The organism is Demequina ureilytica, assembly GCF_048553575.1.
Classification (GTDB): domain Bacteria; phylum Actinomycetota; class Actinomycetes; order Actinomycetales; family Demequinaceae; genus Demequina.
Map to the genome: position 1 here is coordinate 219,189 of NZ_JBLZIE010000003.1, position 25,441 is coordinate 244,629.

Annotated in this window: 24 protein-coding genes and 1 tRNA gene; 13 read left to right on the forward strand and 12 right to left on the reverse strand. The window is 68.3% G+C overall.

Annotated elements, in window-relative coordinates; genetic code table 11:
• The first annotated feature begins 5 nt into the window (after positions 1 to 5).
• Together ACNI3K_RS10465 and der are read left to right on the forward strand one after the other, a co-directional pair.
• Entirely contained in the window at positions 6 to 704 is a 699-nt protein-coding gene (locus ACNI3K_RS10465) for a lysophospholipid acyltransferase family protein (RefSeq protein WP_419391836.1), read from the forward strand.
• Positions 701 to 2,203 (forward strand): ribosome biogenesis GTPase Der, encoded by a 1,503-nt coding sequence (der, locus tag ACNI3K_RS10470; protein ID WP_419391837.1) that lies wholly within the window; start codon positions 701 to 703, stop codon positions 2,201 to 2,203. Before ACNI3K_RS10465 ends, der begins: the two co-directional genes overlap by 4 nt.
• Here der and ACNI3K_RS10475 read toward each other — a convergent pair.
• Entirely contained in the window at positions 2,200 to 2,613 is a 414-nt protein-coding gene (locus tag ACNI3K_RS10475; RefSeq protein ID WP_419391838.1) for a DUF1801 domain-containing protein, read from the reverse strand. The two genes, der and ACNI3K_RS10475, sit on opposite strands and share 4 nt — an antisense overlap.
• Positions 2,614 to 2,717: 104 nt before the next feature.
• Between ACNI3K_RS10475 and ACNI3K_RS10480 the strand changes: the two genes are divergently transcribed.
• Positions 2,718 to 3,905: a GGDEF domain-containing protein gene (locus ACNI3K_RS10480; RefSeq protein WP_419391839.1), complete on the forward strand. Its 1,188-nt coding sequence runs from the start codon at positions 2,718 to 2,720 to the stop codon at positions 3,903 to 3,905.
• Here ACNI3K_RS10480 and ACNI3K_RS10485 read toward each other — a convergent pair.
• Together ACNI3K_RS10485 and pcp are read right to left on the reverse strand one after the other, a co-directional pair.
• Positions 3,902 to 5,029: an FAD-dependent oxidoreductase gene (locus tag ACNI3K_RS10485; RefSeq protein WP_419391840.1), complete on the reverse strand. Its 1,128-nt coding sequence runs from the start codon at positions 5,027 to 5,029 to the stop codon at positions 3,902 to 3,904. The genes ACNI3K_RS10480 and ACNI3K_RS10485 overlap by 4 nt on opposite strands.
• Positions 5,026 to 5,664: a pyroglutamyl-peptidase I gene (gene pcp / locus ACNI3K_RS10490; RefSeq protein WP_419391841.1), complete on the reverse strand. Its 639-nt coding sequence runs from the start codon at positions 5,662 to 5,664 to the stop codon at positions 5,026 to 5,028. The genes ACNI3K_RS10485 and pcp overlap by 4 nt, the downstream gene beginning before the upstream one ends.
• A 150-nt stretch (positions 5,665 to 5,814) precedes the next feature.
• Here pcp and nrdD point away from each other — a divergent pair, with 150 nt between their 5' ends.
• The 3 genes from nrdD to ACNI3K_RS10505 all read left to right on the forward strand — a co-directional run bounded on the left by nrdD (position 5,815) and on the right by ACNI3K_RS10505 (position 9,873).
• Positions 5,815 to 8,067, forward strand: coding sequence for an anaerobic ribonucleoside-triphosphate reductase (gene nrdD, locus ACNI3K_RS10495; protein WP_419391842.1), 2,253 nt, complete (start codon positions 5,815 to 5,817; stop codon positions 8,065 to 8,067).
• Positions 8,068 to 8,073: 6 nt separating this feature from the next.
• Positions 8,074 to 8,643 carry an anaerobic ribonucleoside-triphosphate reductase activating protein gene (nrdG, locus tag ACNI3K_RS10500; RefSeq protein ID WP_419391843.1) on the forward strand — a complete coding sequence of 190 codons (570 nt, stop codon included), beginning with the start codon at positions 8,074 to 8,076 and terminating at the stop codon, positions 8,641 to 8,643.
• 165 nt (positions 8,644 to 8,808) lie between these two features.
• A complete protein-coding gene (locus tag ACNI3K_RS10505) occupies positions 8,809 to 9,873 on the forward strand; it encodes a beta/alpha barrel domain-containing protein (protein WP_419391844.1) in 1,065 nt (354 codons plus the stop codon).
• A gap of 32 nt (positions 9,874 to 9,905) precedes the next feature.
• Here ACNI3K_RS10505 and ACNI3K_RS10510 read toward each other — a convergent pair whose 3' ends face one another.
• A complete protein-coding gene (locus ACNI3K_RS10510) occupies positions 9,906 to 10,331 on the reverse strand; it encodes an ester cyclase (protein ID WP_419391845.1) in 426 nt (141 codons plus the stop codon).
• Positions 10,332 to 10,342: 11 nt separating this feature from the next.
• Positions 10,343 to 11,017 (reverse strand): class I SAM-dependent methyltransferase, encoded by a 675-nt coding sequence (locus ACNI3K_RS10515; protein WP_419391846.1) that lies wholly within the window; start codon positions 11,015 to 11,017, stop codon positions 10,343 to 10,345.
• Positions 11,018 to 11,091: 74 nt separating this feature from the next.
• Between ACNI3K_RS10515 and ACNI3K_RS10520 the strand changes: the two genes are divergently transcribed.
• Entirely contained in the window at positions 11,092 to 11,715 is a 624-nt protein-coding gene (locus ACNI3K_RS10520) for a TetR/AcrR family transcriptional regulator (RefSeq protein WP_419391847.1), read from the forward strand.
• Positions 11,716 to 11,805: 90 nt separating this feature from the next.
• On the opposite strand, the gene ACNI3K_RS10525 is transcribed toward ACNI3K_RS10520, so the two are convergent.
• From ACNI3K_RS10525 to ACNI3K_RS10550, 6 genes are all read right to left on the reverse strand, one after another.
• Positions 11,806 to 12,891 carry a hypothetical protein gene (locus ACNI3K_RS10525; RefSeq protein WP_419391848.1) on the reverse strand — a complete coding sequence of 362 codons (1,086 nt, stop codon included), beginning with the start codon at positions 12,889 to 12,891 and terminating at the stop codon, positions 11,806 to 11,808.
• Between the two features lie 25 nt (positions 12,892 to 12,916).
• Positions 12,917 to 14,635 (reverse strand): AMP-binding protein, encoded by a 1,719-nt coding sequence (locus tag ACNI3K_RS10530; protein ID WP_419391849.1) that lies wholly within the window; start codon positions 14,633 to 14,635, stop codon positions 12,917 to 12,919.
• A gap of 55 nt (positions 14,636 to 14,690) precedes the next feature.
• Positions 14,691 to 15,212 carry an acyl-CoA thioesterase gene (locus tag ACNI3K_RS10535; protein WP_419391850.1) on the reverse strand — a complete coding sequence of 174 codons (522 nt, stop codon included), beginning with the start codon at positions 15,210 to 15,212 and terminating at the stop codon, positions 14,691 to 14,693.
• Positions 15,209 to 16,006 (reverse strand): MaoC family dehydratase, encoded by a 798-nt coding sequence (locus ACNI3K_RS10540; RefSeq protein WP_419391851.1) that lies wholly within the window; start codon positions 16,004 to 16,006, stop codon positions 15,209 to 15,211. The genes ACNI3K_RS10535 and ACNI3K_RS10540 overlap by 4 nt, the downstream gene beginning before the upstream one ends.
• 131 nt (positions 16,007 to 16,137) lie before the next feature.
• A complete protein-coding gene (locus ACNI3K_RS10545; RefSeq protein WP_419391852.1) occupies positions 16,138 to 17,502 on the reverse strand; it encodes a 3-oxoacyl-ACP reductase in 1,365 nt (454 codons plus the stop codon).
• Complete coding sequence (locus ACNI3K_RS10550; RefSeq protein WP_419391853.1) at positions 17,502 to 18,770, reverse strand: acetyl-CoA C-acetyltransferase; 1,269 nt, start codon at positions 18,768 to 18,770, stop codon at positions 17,502 to 17,504. The genes ACNI3K_RS10545 and ACNI3K_RS10550 overlap by 1 nt, the downstream gene beginning before the upstream one ends.
• A 92-nt stretch (positions 18,771 to 18,862) precedes the next feature.
• Here ACNI3K_RS10550 and ACNI3K_RS10555 point away from each other — a divergent pair, with 92 nt between their 5' ends.
• The 5 genes from ACNI3K_RS10555 to ACNI3K_RS10575 all read left to right on the forward strand — a co-directional run bounded on the left by ACNI3K_RS10555 (position 18,863) and on the right by ACNI3K_RS10575 (position 23,977).
• Positions 18,863 to 19,513, forward strand: coding sequence for a TetR/AcrR family transcriptional regulator (locus ACNI3K_RS10555; protein ID WP_419391854.1), 651 nt, complete (start codon positions 18,863 to 18,865; stop codon positions 19,511 to 19,513).
• Entirely contained in the window at positions 19,510 to 21,489 is a 1,980-nt protein-coding gene (locus ACNI3K_RS10560) for an acyl-CoA dehydrogenase family protein (protein ID WP_419391855.1), read from the forward strand. Before ACNI3K_RS10555 ends, ACNI3K_RS10560 begins: the two co-directional genes overlap by 4 nt.
• Before the next feature lie 79 nt (positions 21,490 to 21,568).
• A complete protein-coding gene (locus ACNI3K_RS10565; protein ID WP_419391856.1) occupies positions 21,569 to 22,030 on the forward strand; it encodes a hypothetical protein in 462 nt (153 codons plus the stop codon).
• A 66-nt stretch (positions 22,031 to 22,096) separates the two neighbouring features.
• The gene (locus tag ACNI3K_RS10570; RefSeq protein WP_419391857.1) at positions 22,097 to 23,353 is read left to right on the forward strand and encodes a DUF2254 domain-containing protein; all 1,257 of its coding nucleotides are present in this window, start codon (positions 22,097 to 22,099) and stop codon (positions 23,351 to 23,353) included.
• A 9-nt stretch (positions 23,354 to 23,362) separates the two neighbouring features.
• Positions 23,363 to 23,977 (forward strand): YitT family protein, encoded by a 615-nt coding sequence (locus tag ACNI3K_RS10575; protein WP_419391858.1) that lies wholly within the window; start codon positions 23,363 to 23,365, stop codon positions 23,975 to 23,977.
• Positions 23,978 to 23,988: 11 nt separating this feature from the next.
• On the opposite strand, the gene ACNI3K_RS10580 is transcribed toward ACNI3K_RS10575, so the two are convergent.
• Positions 23,989 to 25,056, reverse strand: a complete 1,068-nt coding sequence (locus ACNI3K_RS10580) for a methyltransferase domain-containing protein (RefSeq protein ID WP_419391859.1) — start codon at positions 25,054 to 25,056, stop codon at positions 23,989 to 23,991.
• A 199-nt stretch (positions 25,057 to 25,255) separates the two neighbouring features.
• On the opposite strand from ACNI3K_RS10580, the gene ACNI3K_RS10585 reads away from it, so the two are divergent.
• Positions 25,256 to 25,329, forward strand: a tRNA-Pro gene (locus ACNI3K_RS10585).
• Positions 25,330 to 25,441 lie beyond the last annotated feature (112 nt).

The following is a 25,441-nucleotide window of genomic DNA, read 5'->3' on the forward strand; positions in this document are numbered from 1 at the left end:
GCGCGATGAGCGACACGCGTGCGCCTTCGGCCTGGGGTCCGCGTTGGTCGCGGTGGGTGGGCCGCGCTCTCGCACGCGGGCTGTGGGCCACCGAGGTGCGAGGCCGCGCTCACGTGCCCCGCAGTGGTGCGGCGATCGTGGTGGCCAACCACACTGGCTTCATCGACGGTCCCGTGCTCCATGGCGTCGTCCCGCGGCCGTCCCACTTCCTCATCGGATCCCACATGTTCCGCGGCGTTCTCGGCCCGATCCTGAAGGCAGCGGGCCAGATCCGTGTCGAAGGATCAGGTCGCACCGCGCTGGCCCAAGGACTTGGCGTGCTCCGCGCAGGAGGGGTCGTCGGCATGTTCCCCGAGGGCACGCGCGGGGCGGGAACGGCCGATGCCGTCCACGGCGGGGCGGCATGGCTCGCGCTGCGTTCCGGGGCAGTCATCGTGCCCACCGCGCTAATCGGCACCCGTCGCACGGGCGAGCCGGTGGGAGTGTGGCCGCGGCCGCGGCGCCGCATCCTGGCGGCGTTCGGGGCCCCTGTGACGCTGGACCCGCCCGCGGATCTCAAGGGCAGGCGCCGCCAGGAATGGGCACAGCAGGCAGTCGCCGCCGCGCTCCGGGCCCAGGTCGAGGCCGCGTTGGCGGACACGAACCTCCGGCTGCCGGGGGATGATGGGGGCCGGAACACCGCAAGCATCGAGGAGAACGCATGAGCGACGAGCAGGAGTACCCAGGGCTGGGCGAGGTGCCGCCCCCCATGCCGGTGACGTCGGATCCGGAGGAGAGCCTCGACGAGGTGCGCGAGGCGGCGCTGCGAGCCGGCCTCGAGGACTACGAGCTGAGCCCCGAGGACCTGGCCGCGCTTGCCGGTGGCGAGGAACCGCTCACCGAGCGGGCGCTGCCCACGCTGGCCGTCATCGGCCGTCCGAACGTGGGCAAGTCCACCCTCGTGAACCGCATCCTCGGCAAGCGTCTCGCAGTGGTCGAGGACAAGCCCGGGGTGACGCGCGACCGCGTGCTTTACCCCGCGGAGTGGGCGGGAACGGACTTCATGCTGATGGACACCGGGGGCTGGGAGGCCAAGGTGACGGGCCTCGACCTGTCCGTGGCGCAGCAGGCCGAGGTGGCCGTCGAGATGGCCGATGCGGTCATGTTCGTCGTCGACTCCAAGGTGGGTCCGACCGCCTCGGACGAGAAGGTCGTGAAGCTGCTGCGTCGCTCCGGCAAACCGGTCGTGCTCGCCGCGAACAAGGTGGACGGCCCGCAGGGAGAGCTCGAGGCTGCCTCGCTGTGGAGCCTCGGACTCGGTGAGCCCTATCCGGTGAGCGCGCTCCATGGTCGCGGCACAGGTGACCTCCTGGACGCCGCCGTCGCCGCGCTCCCGACTGAGATGCCGCAGGTCGACATCGATCCCGATGCGCCGCGGCGCATCGCCCTGGTAGGACGGCCCAATGTCGGCAAGAGCTCGCTGCTCAATCAGCTCGCCGGCGAGAACCGGGTGGTCGTCGACGAGGTTGCCGGCACCACGCGCGACCCCGTCGACGAGCGAGTCGATATCGCGGGTCGCGCATGGACTCTCGTGGACACCGCCGGCATCCGCCGACGCGTGCACATGACCAAGGGCGCGGACTTCTACGCGTCCCTGCGCACCGCGACCGCGATCGAGCGTGCAGAGGTCGTCCTCGTGCTGCTCGACGCGTCGGTCCCACTCACGGACCAGGACAGCCGCGTCATCGGCCAGGTCTTGGACTCCGGGCGTGCACTCGTGCTGGTGTTCAACAAGTGGGACCTCGTGGGCGAGGACGAGCGGTTCCTGCTCGAGCGGTCCATCGAACAGGACCTGGTGCAGCTGTCATGGGCCCCGCGCGTCAACCTCTCCGCGAAGACGGCGTGGCACACCAACCGGCTCGTGCCTGCGATCGACCTGGCGCTGTCCAGCTGGGATCAGCGGATCTCGACGGGCAAGCTCAACTCGTTCCTCGGCGAGCTGGTGGCGGAGCACCCGCACCCGGTGCGCTCCGGCAAGCAGCCCAAGATCCTGTTCGCAACGCAGGCCTCGAACAGACCGCCGCGGTTCGTGATTTTCTCGTCCGGATTCCTCGAGCCCACTTATCGGCGCTTCATCGAGCGCCGACTGCGCGAGAACTTCGGATTCGAGGGATCACCCATCCAGATCTCGGTACGGGTTCGCGAGAAGCGCAAGCGTCGCTAGCCCGGCGCGGGGTCGCGGTCATAGGCAAGCCGGACGAGCTCTCGAAGGGCGCCCTCATCAATGGCGTCCAGTCGTGAGATGTAGACGCAGCCAGCGCCCACCTTGTGCGGTCCTAGACGAGCAAGGATGGGCGCTGACTCGGCCCTGTCCTTGAGCCCGTAGAGCGACAGCTGTGTCTTGCGCGGTGAGAACCCCACCCGCATCCAGTCCCCCTCGCGGCCGCTGTCGTAGACGTAGTGGTAGGAACCGAATCCCACGATGCTCGATCCCCACATGGTCGCGGTGTCACCCGTGACCTCGGTCATGAGCGCCAGCAGTCGGAGCCCATCCTCGCGGCGGCCCGCATGCTCGATTCCGCGGAGGAATGCCTCCACGTCGCTGTCGGTGGGCTGCGTCGCATTGTCGGCCACGAGTCAACGCTATGCCCGTGGTCCGCGGCGCGCCAGCGCGCCCTCGACGTGAACTAGGTCACGTGGTGTTCCAACCAATACTTACGGAACGGTAGGTTGGCCCAGTGCTAGACAACGACACGATGAGGATCGCGCTGGGCGGCGTCTCGCTGACGGTGCTGATCCTCTTCTACCTGGGGGTGTACCGGCCCACGCGGTCGAGCTTCTCGGGATGGTGGACTGTCTCGCTGCTGTGCGCGGGATCCTCGACCTCGCTGCTGCTGTTCAATGGCAGCGCCTTCCAGATCGTGGCCAATCCCGTATCGAACGTGCTCTCAGTCATCGGAGTGACCTGCGTCTGGTTCGCCACGCGCTCGTTGCGTCGGGGCCGCGGTCTGCCCCTGTGGGTGCTGGGGGTTGTCCCCGTCGCGATCCTGGTGCCCACCTTCCTGCAAGACCCAGGCCAGAACATCTGGGCAGGCAACGGCGTGCTGTTCTCATACATGGGAGCCATGTTCGTGGCGGCGTCGGCTGAGATGTGGCTCGCGTGGAGGGCACGCGCGTCGCGCTCTACCTACGAGCTCAACGGTGAGGCCGTCGTGGCGCTGCTGGTCAGTGCGATCGCGTCGAGCGCCCTCGGTGCGTTCTACGTGGTGCGAGCGGTCCTCTACTACGTGCTGGGTCCCGAGGATCCCATGTTTAGCGCGGTCGTCGGCACTGCCCCCACCACAGGGATACTGCTGGTGTGCCTGGTGGCCGTGACATTCAGCGTCTCGGCCGTGGGCTGGGATCAGCAGACGCAGGACCTGCGCCGCCGCGCCATGGAGGACGATCTGACCGGGCTGCTCGGCCGCACCGAGTTCAGGCTGCGCTCCGAACGGGCGCTCGAGCTGGCCGCCTCCGCGGGTGTGGGCGCCTTCCTCGTCATTGCGGATCTTGACCACTTCAAGGCCGTCAACGACATTCACGGCCACGCTGCCGGCGACAGGGCGCTCGTGGCGTTCGCGGCCGCCCTCAGAGAGGCGCTCGGTCCCGAGGAACTCGCCGGCCGGCTGGGCGGCGAGGAGTTCGGACTCCTCCTCATCGGCGAGGATCAGGCGGCCGCAGTGGCGCGCCTCGACGCGCTGAGCGAGGCGTTCGCGGAGCGCTCCGCCGCATTCGACTTCGGTCTTCCCACGGTGAGCTTTGGGCTCGCCGGCATGGATGAAGGCGGCTCGGTGAGCGCAGTGTACGAACGAGCGGACCTCGCGCTCTATCGTGCGAAGGATGCAGGTCGTGACCGGGTCATCAGCTACGACGGCGAGATGACCTAGGCGCCGGCCGGCACCCGTCTCGGTTGGGTCGGCGGCCACTCGCCGTCGCCGAGATAGGCCGTGACGTCCTTCGCGATGCGGCGCGCACCGCGATTGGCGCTGACGGTCGAGGCCTGCGGCCCGTAGCCGGCGAGGAACAGACCCGGGACGTGAACGGCATAACCGCGGTCGACCTCCACCCCGGAGCGCGCGTCCACGCCCAACGGCGCGAACGGAGACAGCTCCGCGCGAAACCCGAGCGCCCAGATGATCGCGTCGACCGGCAGGGTTCGGCCGTCCTGCTCGACGACGCCGTCGGAGATCATGCGCACGAACATGGGCCGTCTGTCGAGCAGCCCGCGTTCACGAAGCCGGCGGATCCGCGGCGTCAGGGGGATTCCGGTCGTGGACACGATGCTGGGGAGCTCGCGACCGGCGCGGGCCGCCTCATCCTGCAGCCGCACCGACTCTCGCCCTAGGTCCTCTCCCAAGGTGGCTGAGGCCTCGAGGAAGGTGACTGGCCGGCGCGTGAACCAGAACGGCTCGGCCCCCACATCGGCGAGCTCGCGCACGAATCCGATTGCGGAGGTGCCGCCGCCGACGACGGCGACTCGCAGGCCCGCGAAGTCATCGGCCGAGCGATACTGCGCCGTCGTGATCTGCGTGCCCCGGAAGAGGTCCGCACCAGGCACGTCCGGCTCGCGCGGTGACCCCCAGGTCCCGACTGCGCCGACGACGACGGCGGCGCTCAGCGGGGCATCGAGCCCCGCGCCCGAGACCTGCAGCCGCCCATCCGGCAGCCGCCTGACGGCTTCCACGTCGACGGGCCGCAGCACATTGATGCCGAAGTGCCGTTCGTACTCGCGGTAGTAGTCGGAGACCACGTCCCGCGCAGGGCGGTCCCGCGGCGCAGTGTCGAAGCTGATCCCGACCTCGTCCATGCCGGGCAGGTCGTGGACACGGTGGGCGTCGCCGAGCCGCAGTGCCTCCCACCGGTGCTGCCATGCGCCTCCCGAGGAAGGACCACGGTCGAGAACCGTGACAGAGTCCGGGCTCGCGAGTCCGCGGCGACGCAGGTGAAAGGCGACAGACAGACCCGCCTGCCCCGCACCGACCACCACCACGTCGGTGTGTCGCGGCGTCAATGGACTGTGCCCTCGGTGACCACCGCATCGGTCGTGTGCGCCAGTGCCGTCTCGACGGCGATGTGAACCCCTGCCGTGATCGCGGACTGCTCGAGCGTGGGACCCGTGTGCTCCACGCGCATCTGCGCGGTGGCCGGCACGTGGATGAACCCGCCCCGCGCATCGGTCCCGGCGAGGGCATGGAGAAGGCGGAAGAAGACGTGGTTGCACACGTAGGTGCCCGCGCTGTTCGAGAGCTCGCTCGGTATCCCCGCGGCGCGCACGGCGCGCACGATCGTCTTCACCGGGAGGGTCGAGAACAGCCCGGCGGGCGCGTCCGCGATGATCGGCACGTCGATCGGCTGGGCGCCCGCGTTGTCGGGGATGCGCGCATCGTCGATGTTGATTGCGACCCGCTCGGGGGTGAAGGCGCGGCGACCCTCTGCGACGCCGAGCGCAATCACGATGTCGGGGCTGAACCTGTCGACGGCGGCCTGGAGCGCATCGCCGGCGCCGCCGAACTCGACGGGCAGCTGTTCTGCGACAACTGTCGCGGCTCCACTCCACTGGTCCGCCACGCTCCGCGCGGCCTCCCACGACGGATTGACGTGGGCGGAGGAGAAGGGCGCGAAGCCGGTGAGCAGCACTGTCCGCATGTCTCCAGCCTAGGCGTGTCGCGGTGGGTTCCGAGCAGGGCCTGGGACCTAGGGCCCAGGCTGCCGTCAACACGAGATCTAGTGTGGCGTCACGCTCAAAACCACAAGATGTAGTGGTCGAAGAGTTGCCGACGGACGATGGAGAACCTCATGAGCATCATCGAGAACGACCGCCTGACCCCCGTGACTGACCCCCAGGGCCGGTCCGCGCCCACTCTCGAGGTCGTCAAGCGAGACGGGCGCACGTTGCCGTTCGACGAGCGCCGTATCGGCGGCGCGCTCACTAAGGCGTTCGCGGCCGTGCACGGGGACGTGAGCGCCGAACACCAGCGCACCGTCGACTCGCTCGTGACGCGGATCGTGGCCGAGCTGTCGCTTCGTCACGACCCGCGCGTGAAGATCTACGAGATCCAGGCTGTGGTGGAGCACGAGCTGCTTGATGCGGGGGAGCGGGCGGTGGCGCGGGCCTACATCGACTACCGCGTGGAGCGTGACCTTGCCCGGTCTGAGTCCACGGACCTCAACCATTCGATCACCAGGCTGCTCGACAAGGAGTCCTCTGTCGTCCACGAGAACGCGAACAAGGACGCGGACGTGTACAACACTCAGCGCGACCTCACCGCCGGAATGGTCGGCAAGGCCGTGGGGCTGCGCATGCTGCCGCACCACGTCGCGAACGCTCACCAGAAGGGCGACATCCACTACCACGACCTCGACTACCACCCGTATTCGCCGATGACCAACTGCTGCCTGATCGACTTCCGCGGCATGCTGTCCACCGGGTTTCGCATCGGCAACGCTCAGGTGGATCCGCCGCGGTCGATCCAGACGGCTACGGCGCAGATCTCCCAGATCATCGCAAACGTGTCCTCAAGCCAGTACGGAGGGTGCACGGTTGACCGTATTGACGAGCTGCTCGCTCCCTATGCTGCGCTCAACCGCGCCAAGCACGAGGTGGACGCCGAGCGCTGGATCACGGACCCGGACGCGCGTGCCGAGTACGCGCAGGAGAAGACCCGCAAGGACATCTACGACGCGATGCAGAGTCTCGAGTACGAGATCAACACGCTGTTCACCTCCAACGGTCAGACGCCGTTCACGTCAGTCGGGTTCGGCCTGGGAACCGGGTGGTACGAGCGCGAGATCCAGCGCGCGATCCTGCAGATCCGCATCCGTGGGCTGGGACGCGAGCAGCGCACCGCGATCTTCCCCAAGTTGTTGTTCACCGTCAAGCGTGGCCTGAACCTCGCCGAGGGGGATCGGAACTACGACATCAAACAGCTCGCCATCGAGTGCGCCACGAAGCGGATGTACCCCGACATGCTGAGCTACGACAAGATCGTCGAGCTCACCGGATCCTTCAAGGCGCCCATGGGGTGCCGCTCCTTCCTGCAGGGCTGGAGCGACGAGGAGGGCAACGACAGCGTCGACGGTCGCATGAACCTCGGTGTGGTGACACTGAACCTGCCGCGGATCGCGCTCGAGTCCGAGGGGGACCAGGAGACGTTCTGGCGGCTTCTGGACGAGCGCCTGGAGACCGTGCGGGACGCGCTGAACTACCGCATCGCGCGCTGCAAGGAGGCAGTTCCCGGCAATGCGCCGATCCTCTACGTCCACGGCGCGTTCGGCAAGCGGCTCGGACCTGGCGACGAGGTCGACTCGCTGTTCCGCGGCGGGCGTGCGACCGTGTCGCTGGGGTACATCGGCCTGTACGAGGTGGCGACCGCGTTCTACGGCGGTCAATGGGAGGCAAACCCTGACGCGAAGGAGCTGACGCTGGCGGTGCTGCGCCGCCTCGGGGAGAGCGCGACGGCGTGGAAGGCGGAGTCCGGCTACCACGTGAGCGTCTACTCGACCCCGTCGGAAAGCCTCACGGACCGGTTCTGCCGGCTCGACAAGGAGCGATTCGGCTCGGTGGCCGACATCACGGACAAGGACTACTACACGAACTCGTTCCACTACGACGTGCGAAAGGCCCCCACCCCATTCCAGAAGCTCGACTTCGAGTCCGTGTACGCCCCGCTCACGTCCGGCGGATTCATCCATTACTGCGAGTACCCGGTGCTCCAGCAGAACCCCCGCGCTCTCGAGGCGGTGTGGGACTACGCGTACGACCGCATCGGCTACCTGGGCACCAACACGCCCATTGATCGCTGCTACGAGTGCGGCTACGCGGGCGACTTCGAGCCCACGGCGACGGGATTCGAGTGCCCGTCGTGCAGCAACGACGACCCGCGGCTGTGCGACGTCGTCAAGCGCACCTGCGGCTACCTGGGCAATCCGCAGCAGCGCCCCATGGTGCACGGGCGCCATGAGGAGATCGCGGCACGCGTCAAGCACCTGCCGGGGGATACCAGGGTCGCGCCCGCCCTCGTCGACCGAATGGTCGAGCCGGAGCGCTGATCGGACATGCACCGGACGCCAATTCCCCGCACGTGGGTCGCGAGCAAGGTGAGTCACGACTACGTGGCGGACTACAAGCCGTTCCAGTTCGTGGATGGCGAAGGAGTGCGCTGCAGCCTCTATGTCGCGGGGTGTCTGTTCAAGTGCGAGGGGTGCTTCAACGAGGCCGCGTGGAGCTTTCGGCGTGGAGAGCCGTACTCCCGCGAGTTTGAGGACAGGATCCTCAGGGATCTTGCGCACCCGGCGATCCAGGGCCTGTCGCTGCTGGGCGGCGAGCCCTTCCTCAACACCGCCGTGTGCCTCGCGGTGGTGCGTCGCATGCGTGCGGAGCTGCCGACCAAGGACGTGTGGGCCTGGAGCGGCTACACGTTAGAGCAGATCCTCCTCGACAGCGTCGACAAGCGCGAGTTGCTGGGCCACGTGGACGTGCTCGTCGATGGGCCGTACGACCACGCGCGGCGCGATCTGTCGCTGGCCTTTCGGGGATCCACCAACCAGCGCGTGCTCGATGCGCGGGCGTCAGTGGCCGCCGGACGGGCGGTTCCGTGGGAGTCCCGAAACCGAGCGGCCGGTTGAACTGAGCGGCCTCACGCGGCTTCCCGCTTGCACGGCACGTGCCGGCTCAGTTCGTCCGGTCCGTCGGTCACGGCTGGCGGCCGATGCGCGTGCTGGGGTCGCGCCCGCGGTCACCCGGGCCTGAGGTCACGGGGGAGAGGCGGACGGCGGGCCTAGCGTCGGGGCATGGACTGGTGGTTCGACCCCTTGCGCACCTACGAGGACAACGTGGAGTGCGGCCCGTTCGGGGCGTTCGCGGTGCAGCAAGAGTTCTCGGAACCTGGCTCGGAGCCACGCGAGGCATTCATGAGACACCCGGTCCACCGTCCGTTCGGCGTGGCCGCGGGCCCGCTGCCCACCGCCCGCCATTGCGCGGGCGCGTTCCGGCACGGTTTCGACGTCAACGTCTACAAGACGGTCCGCACGCGTGCGGTGCCAGCCCACCCGTTCCCCAACACGCTCGCGGTGCGCGTGCCGGGCGACCTCGCAGCGAACTCAGGCGTCACCCTCGTAGCCGATGGCGACTTCGAGACGGCCACCAGCATCTCGAACTCGTACGGGGTGCCGTCATGCGACCCCGATCAGTGGCAGCCCGACATGGCTGCGGCGGCGGCCGCCGCGAGGGACGGGCAGGTGCTCGTCGGCTCATGCCAGGGCACCCGTGATGGGTCGGACGCGGACCTCGTCGCGGACTATGCGCGAGCAGCGCTGCTGGTCTCGGAGACGGGTGCTGGCGCCGTCGAGCTCAACCTCAGCTGCCCGAACGAAGGCGCGGGCACGCTGCTGTGCTTCGACACGCCGCTAGTCGCGACGATCGCCGATGCCGCCAAGGAGCGCATCGGCGATGTGCCGTTGGTGCTCAAGATCGCGTACTTCCGCGACGACGATGCGCTGGCCCGCCTGGTCCGCGCGGTGGGACCCTTGGTCAACGGCATTGCCGCCATCAACACCCTCCCGGCGCGCCTCGTGGATGCCGAAGGGCGCCCGGCGCTCCCCGGCCCGGGCCGTGAGACGGCGGGAGTGTGCGGCACTTCGATCCGATGGGCGGGCCTGGACATGGTGCGCAGACTCACTCGACACCGCGAGGCCGGCCGCCACGAGTTCGGAATCGTCGGTGTCGGTGGAGTCATGACTGCCGAGGACTACCGGACGTACCGCGCAGCGGGTGCCGACGCGGTCATGACGGCCACAGGAGCGATGCTGGACGCTGAACTCGGCCGAGCGATCAGGGCATCGCTCGTTTCCCGCTGAGGCCCCGGTGGTGCGTCGCGGCGAGTACCGCATCACCGCGGGTGCCCCTCGGGGAGGTGGCCCAACTGGCGCAGTCCGGCCATGTTGTCCCACTCTGCCCAAGCCTCGGCGATGAGCCCGTCGGCGATGCGGTAGATCGCCAGGTAGTCAGCGGTCATGCGGTGTCCCGTGGGTGGCCACCCGGCCAGGGGACCGAGCTGCGTGCCCGTGAACCGGTGTCGGACCGCGACTCGATCGCCCTCCGCGACGACGTCTTCAATCGTCTCGTGAGCATCGGGGAACGTCTCACGCTCCGATCGGAGGAAGCGGACCAGATCCTCTCTGCTACGCACCCCTGGTTCTCCGGCCGCAGCGCTGTGTCGGACGAAGCCCGGCCCGACGAGTGCGGCCGCGCGTTCCGGGTCGGTGTTGACCGCCTCCACGAATTCTCGTACGAGGTCCTTGGGTGTGTGCGTCATCGTGGTCTCCCTCAGACGGCCCTGCCCCAGATGATCGGGCGCACCAGAGCTACCTCGTCCTGGACCCCTCCACGCTCGATGTCAGTGATGGTGAAGCCAGCCGCCGTGATGGCCTCCTCGGTCATTCGGTTGCAGTTGCAGCCGCATGCGACGGCGCTCCACAGCGGATTGAGCCGGTCCTGCCACTTCGCCAGCCCCGGTTCGGGGGAGCGGACATGCTCGAGGAAGAGGAGCTGGCCGCCCGGGCGGAGCACACGACGGATCTCGTCGAACGCTGCGGGCAGGTCGACACCGCAGAGGACGTAGGTGCACACCACCGTGTCGACGCTATCGGTGGCAAGTGGAAGCGATTCGGCCCGCTCGGGCAGCACTCGATGCTGAGCGCCCGCAGTGTCGAGACGGCTCTCGAGCCGCCTGCGCATGGCCAGGTCCGGTTCGGTGAGAGTGAGACTGCGAAGCCCTGCCGGGTAGTGGGGCAGGTTGGTGCCGGTGCCCGCGCCGATCTCCAGCACGTGTCCCGAGGCGCGCTTGAGCAAGGCCGCGCGCAACTCAGCGACGCCGCCCTCTTCGGCACCACTGTTCAACGAGTCGTAGCCCGCGGCGAAGACCTTGCTCCAGGCGCGCGCGATCGGGCCGCGTCCGAGAACGTCTTCCTGCCGCCGAGACGAGCGGGTGCGGGTTGTCATGGTCATTGATCCTCCCAGTTAGCACGATCGGTCGGTGTACTGAATAGTACGACCGATCGTGCTAGTTTGTCCACATGACTTCTGCGCCTCGTGGCACCCGTTCGGACGGCCAGCGCTCGCGGGGCGCAATCCTCGCCGCCGCGACGGCGCTCGCCAGCGTGGACGGGTTGAGCGGGCTCACCATTGGACGCCTCGCTGCTCGCGCGGGGATGAGCAAGAGTGGGCTGTACGCCCACTTCGGCTCGAAGGAGGAGCTGCAACTCGCCGCTATCGCCGAAGCGGAGGCGGTGTTCGAGCGCGAGGTGCTCGCGCCGGCCCGGGAGCAACCGGCCGGCGTCCGCCGCATCTGCGCACAGACCGATGCCTACCTGGACTACCTCGAGCGGCGGGTGTTCCCCGGTGGCTGCTTCTTCGCCGCCACGTCGGCTGAGCTGGGCGGGCACGAGGGCGCGGTCGGAGACCGGCTTCGTGCCCTCAACGCGGCCGCCTTGCGCGACCTCGTCGAACAGTTGCGAATCGCCCGCGACGCCGAGGAGATCGACGCCACCTCCGACGTCGAACAGCTTGCTTTCGAGATCGATGCCCTCATGCTGGCCGCCCACTCGGCCTTCCTGCTGTTCTCCGACGGCGCCGACCTGGACAGGGCGCGCCAGGGAGTGCTGGCGCGCTTGGGTCGCAATAGGGGGCTGGAGAGCTGACCACCTCCGTGGTGGGGGAGCAGCCCTCGGGGAGAGGTGTCCAACACCGCGACCGAGAGCACCGGTGCTCGACGGGCGTGTTGACTAACCTCAGTCCGGTACCCACTCGCCGCCGTCGGGCCATGCCCATCTGACCTCCGGGTACTCCGGCCGGGTGACGTCGCGCAGCCAGACGGTCGTGTCGGGATTCCACCCGGCGATCACGCTGGCCCGGACGTCGTCCACCCGGATGGGGACTCGCGAGGCCTCCAGATAGGCGGCGCCGGTGAGGTGGACGCCGTCGTACTGCGCAGCGACCTGCTCCCAGTCGGGGATGACCCAGTCTCCTGCGCGGCCGGTGCAGCGGAACCAGTCATGGCGCCTCGAGGCGGTCACGTCGACTGAGTGACGGCGGCAGAGGTCCGCCCAGTCTTCCGCGCACGCGATCTCGAGCACCCTGGCGCCCGGCGAAACCGCGACGCGGACAGTCACTGCGGCGTTTTCGCCGAACGAGTCCTCCACCAAGTGCAGACCGACGGGACCGAGCTCCCCCAGGGCTCGCATGGTCGTGACAAGCGGAAGTGGCGGTACGGACCACCATGTCCCGCCCCAGGGGGCGCTCGGATCCGCCGGCCTTTCCTTGCGTGCCGTGGACTCTTCCTCGCGCACCGCGGCTCCCCACTGGGCGAGCACTTCGGCGGAGGGAGTGGAGGTGTCCCAGGTGTGCGGGACACCGTGGCTGTGCTCGGTACTCGGCCACCGAACGCGGTGCTGGTCGTCCCGCTTCAGTGGAGAGTCCAGCCACGCCGAGGCGGGCGCGCCCGCGATTGTCGACGCCATGCGCGCTAGCACCTCGTCGAGCTCGGGCCGCGAAGCCAGCACCTCGCCTCCTCCGGGGGCCTGCCAATACATGGCGTCGTCGACCGTCTCGCGGAGCGCGCGAAGCAGGCCCCGCACATGGGGTGCCGATGCCGCTACCGCGGCGAGCGCATCGGCCGCCTGTGAGGGTGTGACGTGGGGCGGCTCCCAGGTGCTGGATCCCTCGACAGCCCACCCGAAGGAGGCTGAGTTGTCAGAGAAGTCGCGGGAGGCGAGGAAGATCGCCTCGCTAGCGCGCTCACTCCCAGCCGCGAGCATCCCCATCAAGAAGTGACGCCCCCGCGGGCCGCGCATCAGGCGGTCTGCGAGGGCGTCCATGCCGCCATGCTAGTAAGGGGGCACGCTACTTCTTCTTCGCGGCCTCGATCTCCCTGAGCCCGCGGCGCAGCACCTTGCCCACGTTGGTCTTGGGCAGCTCGTCCAAGAACTCGATAGCACGGGGCCGCTTGTACCCGGTGAGCTCATCCTTGAGGAACACCATCAGCTCGTCCTCGGTGAGCGACTCGTCGCGGCGGACCACGAACAGCTTGGGCACCTCGCCCGCCCGCTCGTCCTCGATGGGGATCGCGCCGGCCTCGAGCACCTTGGGGTGCTGCATCGCCGCGTCCTCAAGGTCGCCCGGGTACACGTTGAAGCCGGAGACGACGATGATCTCCTTCTTGCGGTCGACGATGCGCAGGTAGCCGTCCTCGTCCATCGTGGCAATGTCGCCGGTGAGCAGCCAGCCATCGTCGGTGATGACCTCCGCGGTCGCCTCTGGCTGACGCCAGTAGCCCTGCATCACCTGCGGGCCCTTGACCGCGAGCTCCCCAGGCTCGCCGAGAGGGGCGAGGCTGCCGTCCTCGGCGAGAATCTTCACGTCTGTGGACGGCAGCGGCACGCCGATGGTCCCCACGCGGGGTGGCAGGTGAGTAGGGTTGACGCTGACCACGGGGGAGGCCTCGGTGAGGCCGTAACCCTCGATGATCTCCGAGTCGGTCAGCTCTCGCCAGCGCTCGCCCACGGAGCTGCGCAGTGCCATACCGCCGGCGACGGAGACCTTCACGTTGGACAGGTCGAGTGTGGCGAACTCCGGGCGCTCCATGAGTGCACCGGCGAGGGTGCTCACCAGGACCAGGCAATCGGGCTTCTCGGCGTCGAGGGTCTTGATGAAGGCGGCTGTGTCGCGCGGGTTCGTGATGAGCACGTTGTGCCCGCCGAACCGGAAGAACCCGATGCAGTTCACCGTGAGAGCGAACACGTGATACAGCGGCAGGGCGGCGATCACGGAGGTGTCGCCCTCGTCCAGCACGACGCGGATCTGGCCGATGAACTGCTCCTGGTTGGTGAGCAGATTCCAGTGAGTCAGCACGGCGGCCTTCGTCCCGCCCGTGGTGCCGCCGGTGTATTGGAGGAAGGCCACATCGGCATGGTCCACACCGGGGTCGGTGAACTCGACGGGATCACCCGTGAGGAGCGCGCGGAACTCGATCGCGTTCGGCAACGAGTACTCGGGCACCATCTTCTTCACGCGCTTGGCGACCAGATTCACGATGCTGCGCTTGGGCTGGTGGAGCATGTCGCCGGCCTGCGTGACGATGACATGTTCGATCGTGGTGCCGGGCAGCACCTTCTCCACCTTGTCGGCGAAGTTGGCGAGCACGATGATCGCGCGCGGCTCCGCGTCCTTCACCACCGCCGCAAGCTCATGTGCCGTGTAGAGGGGGTTGGCGTTGACAACGATCAGCCCGGCCCGCAGCGCGCCGTAGAGAGCCACGGGGTACTGCATCAGGTTCGGCATCTGCAGGACGATGCGGTCGCCCTTGTTGAGGCCAAGCTCGTTCTGCAGGTACGAGGCAATGCGGGTGGCGATCTCATCGACGTCGGTGAAGCTGAGCGAACCGCCGAGGTTCGAGAAGGCGGTCCGGTCGCCATAGCGCTGGGCCGCGTGCGCCGCCATCTCACCCAGCGACCGCTCAGCAGGAGCGTCGATGACGCGAGACACGCTCTCGGGGTAGAACGCGAACCACGGCCTGTCGGCTTCGCCGATGGGGTCGTGAGTGGGAAGGGTGATGTGGTTCATCATTCATCTCCGTTGATGCTGATGGGTCGGGGGACCGCAGTGGATGGGGGACGGTTCAGGCGCTGCGTGCCGCCGAGTTATGTGTCCAGGATCGTACCCAATCGGGCACGGTCAGGTGGGGAGGGAAGCCGCCGAGTTCCTCTTCGAGCTCAGCGGAGGTGACACGGCCGCGACCGCGTTCGACGTAGCAGGCGCGAATCAGCGCGCGGGCGTGCTCGACATCGCCACGCATAAAGGTCTGCTCCAGGTACGCCCAGCGATCGTCGACGCCTGCGACCCGGGTATGGATCTCGAACGACTGCCCGAGGGTGAGGTCCTTGAAGTACGTGATGGACTGGCCGGCGACGATGGGGAACCAGCCACGGTCACGGCAGCGCTGCCAGAAGCCCGAGCGGACCATCAGGTCGAGCCGTCCCAGGTCGAGCAGGGTCAGGTAGCGGCCGTTGTTCATGTGGCCCACGGTGTCGAGATCGGTCGGCGCCACGCGGAACGTCGTCACCGCGGTGTCCCACAGCCCGATGCGCTCGCCCCGCTGCGCGGCGAGGCGCACCCGGAGCAGCCTGAGCCAGAGGTTCACTTCACGCCGTTCGTCACGGACATCAACAGCAGTGGCTTGGCGCCGTCCCGAGAGGTCACCGCGCAGTCGATTCCGCGTTCGGTGGTCTCCGACTTGGTGCCCACGGTGCCGGGCAGCAGGATCGGTTTCACGAAGTCCACGTGCGCCGAGTACGCCTCCGGGAGCCGCCCCTCGAGCGCCGCCAGGGCACGAGCATGGGTCCACATCCCGTGGATGATGGGCCGCGGGAACCCGAAGGCCCTCGCCGCGACACGGCTGGTGTGGATGGGATTGGGATCCTTGGAGACCCTTCGGTAGCGGCGGCCTAGGTCCGCAGGCAGCCGCCACAGGCCGTGCGGGGTTTGCGGCTCGAACGGGGTGCGGTCGCGTTCGACAGGTTCGCCGGGCACGGTGACGCTGCTCGAAAGGTACGTGCTGACTCCGCTCCAGACGACCTCGTCGCCCACGTGCGCCTGGCCGACGAGGTCCACGAGAGCGCCGCGCTTGTGTGCGCGAAGGTTCTCGAGGTGGACGGTGAGGTCCAGCACCTCGTCAACGCCCACGGCTCGGTGCATGGTCATGTCGTTCGAGACGTGGACCGCGCCCACGAGCCGCACAGATGATTCTTTGTCGCTCAGCAGGTGCACGTGCAGGGGGAATGTCAGCACGTGGATCCACGTCGCTGGCACGGAGTCCCGCAGCGTGAATCCGCACACCCGCGAGTACTCCGCGAGCCTGGCGAGATCCTGTCGCTGTCCGTGAATCGTGACCGCGCGCTCTGGGATGTGAGCCTCGTCGCCGCGGCTGGGGATCATGGCGCGGGCGAACGAGCCGCCCATCCCCGGCGGGGCGCTGAGGTATTCAACGACGCGGTGGTGTTCAACGACGCGGTGGTGTTCAACGACGCGGTGATGTTCGACGGGCCGCTGGTGGTCGGGTGCTGCCATCAGGCGCCCACCAGGTTCTGCCCGCACACGCGCACCACCTGTCCGGATACCCCTTGCGACCGGGGGTCGAGCAGGTAGCCGATGGTCTCGGCCACGTCCTCGGGCTGACCGCCCTGGCTGAGCGAGTTGGAGCGACGGAAGATCTCCCGCTGCACGAACGGGATGCGCGCGGTCATGTCGGTCTCGATGAAGCCCGGCGCCACCGCATTCGCGGTGATCGAGCGGGAGGCGAGATCGGGCGCCATGGCTGCCACCAGCCCCGCCACTCCGGCCTTGGACGCCGCGTAGTTGGTCTGCCCCTTGTTGCCAGCGAGGCCGGATGTCGAGGCGATGCCGACGATTCGGCCGCCTTCCATCACCCCGCCCTCGGTCTTGGGGTCGAGCAGCACTTCATTCATCCGGATCTGCGCCCCGAGGTTGACGTCGAGCACCGATCCCCAGCGCTGCGCATCCGTGTTGACCAGCATCTTGTCGCGCGTGATGCCCGCGTTGTGAACGATCCCGTAGATCTTCTCCCCACGGGTCGCGACGTGTGCCGCGATGATCGCACCCGCATCGACCGCCGTGATGTCGAGCTGGAGGGCGGTGCCGCCCACCTCGTTGGCGACGGCCGCGAGGGACTCGCCGGCCGGCGGGATGTCGACGGCGACGATGCGTGCACCGTCACGGGCGAGGGTGCGTGCGATGGCCGCTCCAATGCCACGCGCGGCCCCGGTGACCACGATGGTGCGGCCGGCGAGGGGACGTTCATCGAGAGGGTCCGCGGGTTGGCTCGCGCCACTCACGCGCCAAGCCTGGCCGTCCACGAATGCAGACCGGCCCTGGAGCACGAAGCCGAGCGTCGACACGAGGTCGCCTGGCGAGGCGTCCGCGTCGACGTACAGGAGGGTCGCGGTGGCGCCCTTGCGTAGCTCCTTGCCCACGGTCCGGTTGATGCCGTCGAGCGCGCGGGTCACAGCCTTGGCCTCCCAGCCGTCCTGCTCGGACCGCGCCAGCACGACGATGCGCCCGGAGGGCTCGATCGCACGCACGGCGGGCCTCAGTACGGCGCGGAGTTCCTCAAGGCCCGGAATGGAGATGAGCTCCGTTGCGTCGACCACGAGAGCACCGATGCGCGCGCCATAGCCGGCAGGCGTCTCGGGTTGGTCGTCGACCACGGGCGACTCGGTGGCCCGCCCCAGCAATGTCAGCGCCTCGGCACCGATGGTGCCGCCGCCGAAGCCGCCGTCCCCGATAGATGCGAGCACGATCGATCCCTGGGGCCATGTGCGGCCTCGGCGCAGTCGCGGCGGCTCCTTGAGGCCGGCCTTGGCGGAGATCGCCTTGCCGGCGGGGGAGTAGAAGGCCTTCTCGAGAGCGCCCATCACACTGCCTCCAGAATTGCGACGACGCCTTGACCGCCGGCGGCGCACATGGATATCAGTCCCTTGGAACCGGGCCCGCGCTGGTGCAGCAGCTTGGCGAGCGTGGGGACGATGCGGGCCCCGGTCGCGGCGAACGGGTGACCGGCGGCGAGGGACGACCCGGTGACATTCAGCCGGCCGAGGTCGATCGTGCCGAGCGCGCCGTCAAGCCCCAAAGACCGGCAGTACTCGTCGGACTTCCAAGCCTCGAGCGTGGTCAGGACGGTCGAGGCGAAGGCCTCGTGGATCTCGATGAGTGCGAAGTCGTCGAGGGTCAGGCCGCGGCGCGCGAGCATGCGACCTGCGGCGGCCACTGGGCCCAGCAGGAGGTCGTCGCCGCCCGGGTGGTCTACCGCAGCGACCTCGGCGTCCACGACTTTTGCCAACACGGGCATGTGGTGCTCGTGGGCCCAGTCTTCACTCGCGAGCAGGGCGGTCGCCGCGCCATCCGAGAGCGCGGTCGAGTTGCCGGCCGTCATGGTGCCGCCGGAGCCGCCAAACACGGGCCTTAACTTCGCGAGCTTCTCGACGGAGGTGTCCGCACGCAGGATGGCGTCGCGGGCGACGCCCAGGTAGGGCGTGACGAGATCGTCGAAGAACCCCTCGTCCCACGCGGCGGCGAGCTTGTGATGCGAGGCGGCGGCGATCTCGTCCTGGTCCTCGCGGCTGATGCCCCAGCGCTCATTGGTGAGCGCTTGGTGCTCGCCCATCGACAGACCGGTGCGGGGTTCGCTCACGCTGGGAGCCAATGGCTTGAGGTGGGCGGGCCGAATGCGCGACAGCGCCTTGAGACGCTGCGGAGTGGTCTTGGCCGAGCTGGCCGCGAGCAGCGCACGGCGCAGCGGGTCCGAGACGGTGATGGGGGCATCAGACGTCGAGTCCGTGCCGCCCGATATCCCTACGTCGATCTGTCCCAGCGCGATCTTGTTCGCGATGTAGACGGTGGTCTCGAGGCCGGTGCCGCACGCCTGCTGCAGGTCGCACGCAGGAGTGTCCGGGGCCAAGGCGGAGCTGAGCACGGCCTCGCGGGTCAGGTTGAAGTCCTTGGGGTGCTTGAGCACCGCGCCCGCGGCGACCTCGCCGATTCGGGAACCGGCGAGACCGTAGCGAGCGACGAGCCCGTCAAGGGCTGCGGTGAGAAGGTCATGGTTCGAGGCTTGCGCGAACGGTCCGCCCGCCTTTGCGAATGGGGTGCGGTTGCCCCCGACGACCACGGCATTGTGGGTCATGCGTCCTCCGTCATTGGAAAGGTTGGTGCCTCTTCAGGAACTAGCCGATACCGACAGTAGCAGATACCCCCAGTATCGGGTACGGTGTCGCTATGGCCATCGACGGCAGGGACTCCCGCTGGGACGAACACCGCGCTACGCGGCGCAAGGAACTCGTCTCCCATGCTCTGCGCGCCATCCGAGTGCACGGCGCCACGGTGGGCATGGACGCCATCGCGCAGCGCGCGGGCACCTCCAAGACGGTGATCTACCGGCACTTCGGCGACAGGGCGGGACTGTACGACGCGGTCGTCGAACAGGTGCACTCGAACATCCACGAGGGGCTGTCTGCGGCGTTCCTCCTCTCCGACCCCACCGACCTAGGGCGGCTCACATCCGACATGGCGGATGCGTATCTCCGGTTGGTGGAGCGAGACCCCGAGATCTACCGGTTCGTGATGACACCACCCACCCCGGCGGCCGATGCGGTCGCGGACCCGGTGCGCGGCCTCCCTGGCCTCATCGGCGAGGAGATTTCGGCGGCTATCGCCGCCACTTTGGCGGAGCGCGGTCTCGATGGCTCGAGCGCCCCGACGTGGGGTCACGGGCTCGTGGGGTTCATCAAGGCTGTTGCCGACCACTGGATCGCGTCCGATCCACGGCCCCCGCGCGAGCACGTCGTGGCACACATCTCCGACTTCTTCGCATCCGCACGGGTCGGCGCGTCCGCGCTGACCGCCACCCCCATGGAGGACCGACAATGACGTTGACCCACCCCGAACGCCCCACCCGGACCTCTGCACCGAGCGCTGCGCGCGACGCCGAGACCGAGCAGCTGACGACGCTGGGAGCCCAGCTGCGCACGGCGCTGGACGGTAGCTTCGCTGAGGACCGCGCCATGATGCGCGCGACCTTCCCGGTCGAAGACCTGCTGCGTGCCCCGGAGCTCGACGTGGAGGCTTCGCGAGACTGGACGCTCAACCGTCTCTTGTCCCTCAACGATCAGGGCTTCGGGAGCGCGGGGGTGCCCACGACCGCCAACGCGGGCTCCGACCCCCGCGGGGCGGTGCTGACCTTCGAGACGCTGTCCTACGGCGACCTGTCGGTAACCATCAAATCGGGAGTGCAGTTCGGTCTGTTCGGCGGCGCGGTCACCAACCTCGGCACCGAATGGCACCACGAGACGTTCCTTCCTGACATCACGTCCATGAAGCTGCTCGGCGGGTTCGCGATGACGGAGTTGGGACACGGCAGCGACGTGGCGAGCCTCGAGACCACCATCACCTACTTGCCGGACAGTCAAGAGTTCGAGGTGCACTCACCCACGCCTGGCTCCACGAAGGCGTACATCGGCAACGCCGCGAAGGACGGCACCATGGCGGCCGTTTTCGGCCAACTCGTCGTAGGGAACGAGTCCCACGGCGTGCACGTGGTGCTGGTGCCATTGCGGGATGAGGAGGGCGTCGACCTCCCGGGCATCACGACGGGCGACCACGGTCATAAGGGCGGACTGCTCGGTGTGGACAACGGCACCATCCGGTTCGACCGTGTACGCGTGCCGCGGCGCATGCTGCTGAACCGCTACGGCGGTGTGGACGAGTCCGGCGCCTACGTGTCGCCCATCGACAATCAGAACAGGCGCTTTTTCACGATGCTGGGCACGCTCGTGCGCGGTCGCGTGTGCGTTGGCGGAGGCGGCGGGATCGCGGCGCGGCGCGGATTGTCGATCGCGACCAGGCACGCGCTGCGCCGTCGCCAGTTCCCGGCCGCGGGACGCCCTGACGGCGTGCTGCTGCTCGACTACCTGGTGCACCAGAAGCGACTGCTGCCGCGCATCGCGCGGTCCTACGCGCTGGGATTCGCGCAGAACCAGCTCATCGAAGCACTGGTGCATGTGCAGGGCGACGACGAGTCCACCGAGGAGGACCAGCGCAGCCTCGAGACTCACGCAGCCGGGCTCAAGGCGGTCCAGACATGGTTCGCGAACGACAGCGTCCAAGAGGCGCGCGAGGCGTGCGGCGGGGCCGGGTACATGAGCGAGAACCAACTGGTCGAGCTGCGCCGTGACGTCGACATCTTCGCCACGTTCGAGGGCGACAACACGGTGCTCATGCAGCTAGTCACCAAGGCTCTCCTCACGGACTACCGCAAGGAGTGGGGTGCTCTCGACCGCAGCGGAGTGGTGCAGGCGACGGCGCGGGTGGCGGGGGAGTCGGTGCTCGAGGCGACCTCCGCGAACATCATGCTCGGCCGGCTCGCCGATGCGGTGCGCCGCAGGCCAGAAGAGACCACCCTGGTGGACCGCAGGTGGCACGCGCTGATGTTCGAACAGCGCACGCGCCACTCACTCGAATCGCTGGCGATGCGCATGAGGGCGGCTGCCAAGGGCAAGGGTGACGAGTTCGAATCCTTCAACGCGCTCGGCGACCACGTGCAGTTCGTGGCGCGCGCCTACATGGACGAGTGGATCCTGTCCGCGTTCATCGACGGGCTGGAGGCTGCTGAGCCAGGAGAGAGTCGCGAGGTTCTCGAGAGGCTGTGCAGTCTCTACGCGCTGAAGTCCATCCACGACGACCGCGCGTGGTTCATGGAGCACAACCGCATCAGCGCCGGCAGGTCGAAGGCCATCGGCGCTCAGATCAACGACCTGTGCCGGGAGCTGCGCCCGCACGCCCTGCCGTTGGTCGAAGGCTTAGGCATCCCCGAGGCCTGGCTCGGAGCGCCGCTGCTCAAGGACTGAGGTGACAGCGCATCGGGCGTACCCGCGCATCGGCTAGCCTGGCGACTCCCTTTCCCCGAGGATGCCAGGAGTCCACGCAGTGATTGAGAGCCTTCAGGAGTTCGCTGGATCGTTCCCCGTGTGGGCGCAGTGGTTCGCCATCGTGCTCGTGTCTGCGATCCCGTTCGTGGAGTCCTACTTCGGCTCCGTGATCGGCGTGGCGATCGGCTTGCACCCTGCGATCGCGATCGGTGCCGCCGTGGTGGGCAACGTGGTCTCGATGGTCGCGTTCGTTTACGGGGCGCACGCCGCGCGGCGTCGTACCGTGGGTGACGAGGAGCAGTTGACGCCGCGTCGCGAGAAGCTGCGCCGTATGTTCGACCGGTTCGGCGTGCCTGGCGTTTCACTCCTGGGTCAGACGATGCTGCCCAGCCAGATCACCGCGGGAGCGATGGTCGGCTTCGGGGCGTCGCGCAAGGCGGTGACGTGGTGGCAGGTGCTCTCCATCGTGCTGTGGGGAGTCGCATTCGGACTGCTCGCAGCGGGCCTCATCCGCGTGTGAGGCGCGCCGATGCGGACGCCAGTGGCCCGCACACGGCACTATCGAGAAGGAACAGAGGGAGCGACAATGCAGACCAGCGGATGGCGCACGTTCATCGCACGGTTGGCCCAGCGCATCTGGTTTCGGCTCGCGCTGTTTGCCGCGCTCGCCTTGACGGTTTCCTTGCTCGGTCGATTCCTCGGGCCCGCGCTGCCCGATGCGTGGGCACTCGACTTCGGCCAGGATTCGGTGGCGACGATCCTGCAGATTCTCGCGTCTTCGATGCTCGCAGTGACGACCTTCTCGCTCACGGTGATGATCTCCGCCTACTCGAGCGCGGCCGCCCAGACCACCCCGCGCGCCACGCAGTTGCTGCTGGCAGACAATACGTCCCAGAACGCGCTCGCAAGCTTCTTGGGCTCGTTCGTGTACGCGATCGTCGGCATCGTCGCGCTGTCCACGAGTTACTACGGCGAGAAGGGCCGCACGCTGCTGTTCCTGGGCACGCTGGTGGTCATCGTGATCGTGGTGGCCACGTTGGTGCGATGGATCCACCATCTTCAGAACTTCGGTCGAATGGCAGACGTGCTTGATCGCGTGGAGAAGTCGGCGCACGAGACCGTGTGCGCGTACGCCGCCGCTCCGACGCTCGGGGGCGCTCCCGCGACGGACGTGCCGGCCAGCGCCCGCGCCATCAGGGCGCAGCAACCCGGCTGCGTCACTGGCATCGCCGTGGCGGCACTGGCGCAGGCCGCGGAAGGTGCCGGGGTCGTTGTGCACGTCGACGCACTCCCCGGCGTCACCGTAGGGCTAGGGACGCCACTTGCCTACGTGGAGGGGTTCGCGGATGACGACACGGTGGCTGCGATACGCGACGCCTTCCGCGTCGAGAAGCACCGCACGTTCGAGCAGGACCCGCGCCTCGGTCTCGTCGCGCTCTCGGAGATCGGCAGCCGCGCGTTGTCGCCATCGACCAACGACCCGGGCACGGCGATCGAGGCGCTCAACGCCATCCAGCGGGTGATGACAGACCTGCTCATGGCGGAACCTGATGACGACGTGACGCACCCCACCCTCCGGGTGCCCACAGTGAGCCTCGAGGACCTCATCGAGGACGCGCTGCGTCCGCTGGCCCGCGACGGGGCGGGAATTGTCGAGGTGGGGCTGCGTGTGCAGCGCCTGCTGGGCGACCTCGTTGCTATCGCCGGTCCCCACGACGCCTCGGTTCTCAGGTCAGCATCGGAGCGGGCGGAACAGCGCGCGACGGGCGGGCTGCCCGACGAGGGCGACCGTGTGCTGATCGCTGCAGCCGCTGCTAAGGCCCGCGACCGGACCAGGATCTAAGAGGGACACATGTCAGTGGTCGACCCGCCCATCGCAGAACGTCACGCCCTGTGGGAGGACGCCCTGGCGCTTCCCAGCGGAGCCTTCCTGATGTCGTTTGGGCTCTTCCTGCTCGAGCAGATCGGCGGCGTCTCGGGGGGTCTGGCCGGCGTCGCAATTCTGGGCGGCTACTGGACTGGCGTCCAGTTCGGTCTGCTGTTCTTCGTGGTGAACTTGCCGTTCTACTGGCTCGCGGTGCGCCGCATGGGCTGGACGTTCACCCTCAAGACGCTCCTCACCGTCACCCTCGTCTCGGCGTTCACGTGGGTGCACGGACAGTATCTGGACGTGAGCGAGATTGCACCGCTGTACGCGGCGATCTTCGCGGGGCTCGCCATCGGCGTGGGCATGATCATGATCTTCCGCCATGGCGCTTCGGCGGGCGGGTTCGGGATTCTCGCCGCGTACCTGCAGGAGCGCCGCGGCATCCGCGCGGGATACGTGCAGGGCGCGCTCGACATCGTGGTGGTGTCGGCGTCGCTCGCTCTCGTGGAGCCGTTGATCCTGCTGTTCTCCGTCCTGGGTGCGGTGCTGCTGAACCTGGTGCTCGCGATCAACCACCGGCCGGGACGCTACTTCGGATAGCGAACAGTCCGTCAGTGGTGCAGCCGGTAGAACCGGAAGAGCGAGAAGCCCTCGATCGGGAGCACCGTCATGTCGCTGAATCCTGCGGCGCTCGCGTAGCCGCGCAGCGTGGATGGCCGCATCACGGTGCCGGTGCCCGCGGAAGGCTGCGACGAGAGCCCGTCGGGCAGGCACACGAACAGGCTGAACCCGTACATCAGCCGTTCGACCTCGTCGCCCACAGTCACGGGCGCGTCGCCCACGCCCTCGTCCATGATCACGACGGCGCCATGCGGCACCACGGAGGCTCGGATCGCTCCGAGCACGTCGATGGGACGCGCCATGTCGTGCACCGCCTCGAAGACGAAGGCCGCATCGAATGATCCGGAGAGCGTGCTGGCGTCGCCCACGTGGAAGGTGACGCGGTTCTCGACCCCGGTGCCTTGGGCGTTCGCGCGAGCCATGTCGATGGATGGCGCGTCGATGTCCACGCCGACCACTGTGGCCTGCGGGTATGCGTGGGCGAGGGCAATCGCGGACCAGCCGGCACCACACCCCACGTCGACGATCCGGGCACCAGGGCGGGCCAGCAGCTCGTGGACCTCGGTTGCACTCTCCAGCGCCCCGGCCAGCATGGTGTCAAACCACGGGCGGTTCATGTCGGCCTGGGACCAGCGCGCATCGTCGCCCAGCTGATCCCAGCTCACCCCGCCGCCCGTGCGGTACGCCTCGAGGAGCGCAGGCATTTGCACGGCGGATCCGGCAAGCATGCGGGCCAGAGGCGAGATGAACGCGACTGAACGTTCGTCCGTCAGCGCCTCGGCCGCTCCCGGGGGAAGGGTGAACCGCATCGGCTCGCCGGACGAGGCCGTGAGGAAGCCGGAGGTGGCCTGCTGCTCCAGCCACTCGCGCGCGTAGCGCGCGGATGTATCGATGCGCTCGGCGAGCTCGTCGGCGGTCATCGGTCCGGCGTCCACGAGGGCGCGGTACCAGCCCAGGCGGTCGCCGATGTGAATGGCGAGGGTGTCGATGGCGCCTAGGGCTGAGGCGAAGATGTGCTCCGCCCATTCGTCGGCGGGGGCGTGGGCGAGTGGGGACATCGCGGTGCTCTTCTCGGTGGATGCGGTCCTCAGCCAGTCACCATTGAGCCCTGGTGCGCTGCGTCGCGCAACCGCTGGCGTTCGCCCTCAGAGGAGAGCCGATGCGGTCGCCCGCCTGCGCACGGCGCGCGCCTGGCGCGCGGGGATTGGGCCTGGTGCGGACCACCGCCGGGCATCCGGTACGATTATCAGGCTGTCACGGGCTGTGGCGCAGCTTGGTAGCGCACTTGACTGGGGGTCAAGGGGTCGCAGGTTCAAATCCTGTCAGCCCGACCGTGAAGTGACTGGTAAAGGGCCTTTCCCACCGTGTGTGGGGGAGGCCCTTTGTCGTATCTGCGTTGTCGGCCTCTGGGGACATTCTGGGGACATTCGCCGTGGGGGCGCT

What these genes read in the sequence shown, in the direction of transcription:
- ACNI3K_RS10465 (WP_419391836.1), top strand. Translation starts at nt 6, where the DNA reads ATGAGCGACACGCGTGCGCCTTCGGCCTGGGGTCCGCGTTGGTCGCGG.
- der (WP_419391837.1), top strand. Translation starts at nt 701, where the DNA reads ATGAGCGACGAGCAGGAGTACCCAGGGCTGGGCGAGGTGCCGCCCCCC.
- pcp (WP_419391841.1), bottom strand. Translation starts at nt 5,664, where the DNA reads ATGCGGACAGTGCTGCTCACCGGCTTCGCGCCCTTCTCCTCCGCCCAC.
- nrdD (WP_419391842.1), top strand. Translation starts at nt 5,815, where the DNA reads ATGAGCATCATCGAGAACGACCGCCTGACCCCCGTGACTGACCCCCAG.
- nrdG (WP_419391843.1), top strand. Translation starts at nt 8,074, where the DNA reads ATGCACCGGACGCCAATTCCCCGCACGTGGGTCGCGAGCAAGGTGAGT.
- ACNI3K_RS10505 (WP_419391844.1), top strand. Translation starts at nt 8,809, where the DNA reads ATGGACTGGTGGTTCGACCCCTTGCGCACCTACGAGGACAACGTGGAG.
- ACNI3K_RS10510 (WP_419391845.1), bottom strand. Translation starts at nt 10,331, where the DNA reads ATGACGCACACACCCAAGGACCTCGTACGAGAATTCGTGGAGGCGGTC.
- ACNI3K_RS10515 (WP_419391846.1), bottom strand. Translation starts at nt 11,017, where the DNA reads ATGACAACCCGCACCCGCTCGTCTCGGCGGCAGGAAGACGTTCTCGGA.
- ACNI3K_RS10520 (WP_419391847.1), top strand. Translation starts at nt 11,092, where the DNA reads ATGACTTCTGCGCCTCGTGGCACCCGTTCGGACGGCCAGCGCTCGCGG.
- ACNI3K_RS10525 (WP_419391848.1), bottom strand. Translation starts at nt 12,891, where the DNA reads ATGGACGCCCTCGCAGACCGCCTGATGCGCGGCCCGCGGGGGCGTCAC.
- ACNI3K_RS10530 (WP_419391849.1), bottom strand. Translation starts at nt 14,635, where the DNA reads ATGAACCACATCACCCTTCCCACTCACGACCCCATCGGCGAAGCCGAC.
- ACNI3K_RS10540 (WP_419391851.1), bottom strand. Translation starts at nt 16,006, where the DNA reads ATGATCCCCAGCCGCGGCGACGAGGCTCACATCCCAGAGCGCGCGGTC.
- ACNI3K_RS10545 (WP_419391852.1), bottom strand. Translation starts at nt 17,502, where the DNA reads ATGGGCGCTCTCGAGAAGGCCTTCTACTCCCCCGCCGGCAAGGCGATC.
- ACNI3K_RS10550 (WP_419391853.1), bottom strand. Translation starts at nt 18,770, where the DNA reads ATGACCCACAATGCCGTGGTCGTCGGGGGCAACCGCACCCCATTCGCA.
- ACNI3K_RS10555 (WP_419391854.1), top strand. Translation starts at nt 18,863, where the DNA reads ATGGCCATCGACGGCAGGGACTCCCGCTGGGACGAACACCGCGCTACG.
- ACNI3K_RS10560 (WP_419391855.1), top strand. Translation starts at nt 19,510, where the DNA reads ATGACGTTGACCCACCCCGAACGCCCCACCCGGACCTCTGCACCGAGC.
- ACNI3K_RS10570 (WP_419391857.1), top strand. Translation starts at nt 22,097, where the DNA reads ATGCAGACCAGCGGATGGCGCACGTTCATCGCACGGTTGGCCCAGCGC.
- ACNI3K_RS10575 (WP_419391858.1), top strand. Translation starts at nt 23,363, where the DNA reads ATGTCAGTGGTCGACCCGCCCATCGCAGAACGTCACGCCCTGTGGGAG.
- ACNI3K_RS10580 (WP_419391859.1), bottom strand. Translation starts at nt 25,056, where the DNA reads ATGTCCCCACTCGCCCACGCCCCCGCCGACGAATGGGCGGAGCACATC.